This is a genomic window from Janthinobacterium sp. GMG2, from assembly GCF_033949445.1.
GTDB classification, from domain to species: domain Bacteria; phylum Pseudomonadota; class Gammaproteobacteria; order Burkholderiales; family Burkholderiaceae_D; genus Janthinobacterium; species Janthinobacterium aestuarii.
Genome location: NZ_JAXAWA010000017.1, coordinates 1 through 3,889 on the forward strand (window position 1 = coordinate 1; position 3,889 = coordinate 3,889).

Genomic DNA, 3,889 nt, shown 5'->3' on the forward strand with positions numbered 1-3,889 from the left:
CGCGGCGCACCCGATTCGTGCATGGTGTGGTGCAGAAAGTCAGGCACTGCTCAAAAACTATGCAGAAATAGAGGCTTTGCAGATCGTATGCAGGCTTTGTATGCAGGCACGGAAACTGCTCAAGGATTATGGCGCGCTGTTCATCACGGGATAGCACGCTCCATCCCACCTTGAGGAGTTGTCCATGAACCGTCGTTCGATCCTGTTGTCGCTGATCTTGTCCGCCACCGCACTTGCCGCACCGCTGACCCATGCCGAGGCGCTCGACGATATTCTCAAGGCCAAGGTCTTGCGCGTGGCCGTGCCCCAGGATTTCCCGCCTTTCGGATCCGTCGGCCCTGACATGAAACCCGTTGGCTACGACATTGACGTGGCCGCAATGCTGGCCAAAGGCCTTGGCGTCAAGCTGGAACTGGTGCCTGTGACCAGCGCCAATCGCATTCCTTACCTCAATACCAAAAAAGTCGACCTGGTTATTTCCAGTCTCGGTAAAAACCCGGAGCGTGAAAAAGTCATCGATTTCAGCGCAGCGTATGCGCCATTCTTCAGCGGCGTATTCGGTGGTGCGGATCAGACGATCAGCAAGGCCGAGCAACTGGCAGGTAAAACCGTGGGCGTCACTCGCGGCGCCGTGGAAGATCTTGAGCTGAGCAAGATTGCACCGGCCAATACCACCATCAAGCGGTTTGAAGATAATAACGCGACCATTTCTGCTTTCCTGTCCGGCCAGGTGCCCTTGATTGCCACTGGCAATGTGGTGGCTGGCGCAATTGTCGAAAAACAGCCTGCCAAAAAACTCGAATTCAAATTCTTTATCAAGAATTCTCCATGCTACGTCGGCATCAATAAAAGCGAACCAAAGTTACTGGCGCAAATCAATGCCATCCTGGCCAAGTCGAAAGAAGACGGCAGCCTCAATACCATGGCCCAGAAATGGCTGAAAACAACGCGCCCTGTCACCGCCCTGCTGTAACGGGTCAAGCGCACCATGGCATACACTTTTGATTTCAGCAGTATTTGGGAATACCGCGAGTACCTGTACAACGGCGTGATCGGCACCTTGCGTTTGACACTCGTTGGCACCGTGCTCGGTGTTGCCATCGGTATTCTTGGCGCCATCTCGCGCGCCTGGAAACTGCCCGTGCTGTTCCCGGTTTACACCGTGTATGTGGAGCTGATTCGCAACACGCCGTTCATCGTGCAGCTGTTTTTTGTTTTCTTTGGCTTGCCCAGCCTCGGCATTCATTTGAGCGAGTGGCAGGCGGCAACGATTGCGATGGTGCTCAACCTGGGCGCCTATAGCACCGAGATCATCCGCGCCGGCGTAGCGTCTGTGCCGAAAGGCCATATCGAGGCCGCTTCGGCGCTGGCGATGTCGCGCTTCCAGATTTTTCGCTGCGTGATCCTGCGCCAGGCCTTGCTCAAGATGTGGCCAGCCTTGTCGAGCCAGATCGTGATCGTGATGCTGGGATCGTCCGTGTGTTCGCAAATTTCGGCCGAAGAGCTGACCTTTGGCGCCGGCTTCATTACCTCGCGTAACTTCCGCTCCTTCGAAGTGTATTTCGTCGTCACCATCATGTACTTTTTGCTGGCGGTCGGCGTGCGCCGCGCGTTGGGCCTGTTTGGCCGCTACGTGCTTGCCAGGAGAGCGGCATGAGCGATTTTTCCCTATGGGACATCATTCGCAACTTGCTGCTGGCGGGGCGTTGGACTGTATTGCTGTCCTTGATCGCCTTTGTTTGCGGTGGCCTGGTTGGCATCGCGATCCTGATGATGCGCACCTCGAGCGCGCGGCTGCTGCGCCAGTTTGCCGTCATGTACATCGAGCTGTTCCAGGGCACGCCGCTGCTGATGCAATTGTTCGTGCTGTTCTTTGGCCTGTCGCTGACCGGCATGCAAGTGTCGCCCTGGCTGGCGGCCAGCGTGGCCCTGACCTTGTTTACCAGCGCCTACCTGGCGGAAATCTGGCGCGGTTGCGTCGAGGCGATTCCGCGCGGCCAGTGGGAAGCGTCTGCCAGCACGGCAATGACGTATATGGAACAGATGCGCCATGTGATCTTGCCGCAGGCCCTGCGCATCGCCGTTGCACCGACGGTCGGATTTTCCGTGCAGGTCGTGAAAGCGACGGCGGTCACGTCCATTATTGGTTTTGTCGAGCTGACCAAGGCCGGCTCGATGATCAGCAATGCCACGTTTGCGCCCTTCACCGTGTATGGCCTGATCGCCCTGATGTATTTTTGCCTGTGTTTCCCGCTTTCGCTGTATGCCCGCCGCCTGGAAAGGAAAATCAATGTCTCTCGTTAGCATCAATGGTTTGCACAAGCGCTTTGGTGCGCACCACGTCCTCAAGGGCATCGACTTGCGCGTCAAGGAAGGCCAAGTGACGGCAGTGATCGGACGCAGTGGTTCGGGCAAGAGTACCTTGCTGCGCTCGATCAATGGACTGGAAAGTTTCGATGAAGGCTCGCTCGACGTCGATGGCGTGAGGGTCACCGTCGGCCAGACCGATTTGCGCCAGTTGCGCCTGAAAGTCGGCATGGTGTTTCAGCAGTTCAATCTGTATCCGCATCTGACGGCCGGACAGAATGTGATGCTGGCACCGACGGTGGTCAAAAAAATCGGCAAACAGCAAGCAGAGGCGCTTGCGCGCGATGCGCTGGCAAAAGTCGGCCTTGCCGATCGCTTTGAGTCGTTTCCAGACCAGCTGTCGGGCGGCCAGCAGCAGCGTGTGGCAATCGCCCGGGCACTGGCGATGCAGCCGAAAATACTGTTGTGCGATGAAATCACCTCGGCGCTTGACCCGGAACTGGTGAACGAAGTGCTGGCCGTGGTGCGCAAGCTGGCCGAGGATGGCATGACCTTGATCATGGTCACGCATGAAATGCGCTTCGCACGTGAGGTGGGCGATCAACTGGTCTTCATGCACCAGGGAAAAATCCATGAGCAGGGTGATCCGAAGGCGCTGTTTGCCGCGCCGTCAACGCCGGAACTGGCCAGTTTCATCAGTTCGGTTTCCTGATCGTTTTTGCCAAAGCCAGATCCCGCATGCTTGACCCCACTACACCAGCTGTTACCAACTCGTGCGAGGAGATCGCTGCGGATATTGCGGCGGCGATTATCGAACGCCGCTTGCCCTCTGGCACCAAGCTCAAGGAAGAGGCCCTGGCCCGCGTGTATTCGGTCAGTCGTACCAAGATCCGTGCGGCCTTGCTGATGCTGTCGAAGGATGAGCTCATCGAGATCATTCCGGAAAAGGGCGCTTGTGTGTGCAAGCTCAGTGAACGCGAGGCGCGCGAAATCTTTGCCGTGCGCCGCACGCTCGAGGCCGGTCTGGCGCGTGATTTCGTGGCCATCGCCAAGGCCGACGATTATCGCCGCATCGATGCGCACCTTGCGCTGGAACGCCAGGCCCTGGCACAAAACGATCTGCCGCTGCGCGCCAGGTTGCTGGGTGACTTTCACATCCTGCTGGCCGATATCGTTGGTAATCTGGTGTTGAAGGAAATCTTGCGCAAACTGACGGCGCGGACCTCGCTGATCGCCATGCACCAGCAGTCCAGCGAAGACGCCAGTTGCTCATCGGATGAGCATGCGCTGTTCATCGAGGCGGCCAAGGCTGGCAATGCCGACGTTGCGGTCGACATCATGCTGCATCATCTCGACCAGGTGTTCAAGGCGCTGCATGTTGATGCCCCGGAGTCTGTCGACAAGAAAGACCTGGTCAAAGCCCTGCTGGCCGCCTGAACAAAAACACCGATGGCGATTGAAAGCCCTTGCCAAGACTGGCGGGGCTTTGCTATAGTTCGCCTCCCCAATGAGACGCAATCAAATGCGGCAGTTGAGGATCACCGGAAACGGCGATGCAGTAAAAAGAAGGAGTTGACGGACG

General features: G+C 57.4%; 5 protein-coding genes. All 5 read left to right on the forward strand.

Annotated features, from left to right (window positions below):
* Positions 1–184 precede the first annotated feature (184 nt).
* The 5 genes from SKZ59_RS28075 to SKZ59_RS28095 are packed head-to-tail and all read left to right on the forward strand — an operon-like array spanning position 185 to position 3,744.
* Positions 185–973, forward strand: a complete 789-nt coding sequence (locus SKZ59_RS28075) for a transporter substrate-binding domain-containing protein (RefSeq protein WP_319993597.1) — start codon at positions 185–187, stop codon at positions 971–973.
* 15 nt (positions 974–988) lie between these two features.
* Complete coding sequence (locus SKZ59_RS28080) at positions 989–1,657, forward strand: amino acid ABC transporter permease (RefSeq protein ID WP_319993598.1); 669 nt, start codon at positions 989–991, stop codon at positions 1,655–1,657.
* Positions 1,654–2,304 (forward strand): amino acid ABC transporter permease, encoded by a 651-nt coding sequence (locus tag SKZ59_RS28085; RefSeq protein ID WP_319993599.1) that lies wholly within the window; start codon positions 1,654–1,656, stop codon positions 2,302–2,304. The genes SKZ59_RS28080 and SKZ59_RS28085 overlap by 4 nt, the downstream gene beginning before the upstream one ends.
* On the forward strand, positions 2,291–3,019 hold the full coding sequence (locus tag SKZ59_RS28090) for an amino acid ABC transporter ATP-binding protein (RefSeq protein WP_319993600.1): 729 nt from the start codon (positions 2,291–2,293) through the stop codon (positions 3,017–3,019). The genes SKZ59_RS28085 and SKZ59_RS28090 overlap by 14 nt, the downstream gene beginning before the upstream one ends.
* A 26-nt stretch (positions 3,020–3,045) precedes the next feature.
* Positions 3,046–3,744: a GntR family transcriptional regulator gene (locus tag SKZ59_RS28095; protein WP_319993601.1), complete on the forward strand. Its 699-nt coding sequence runs from the start codon at positions 3,046–3,048 to the stop codon at positions 3,742–3,744.
* Positions 3,745–3,889: the final 145 nt, after the last annotated feature.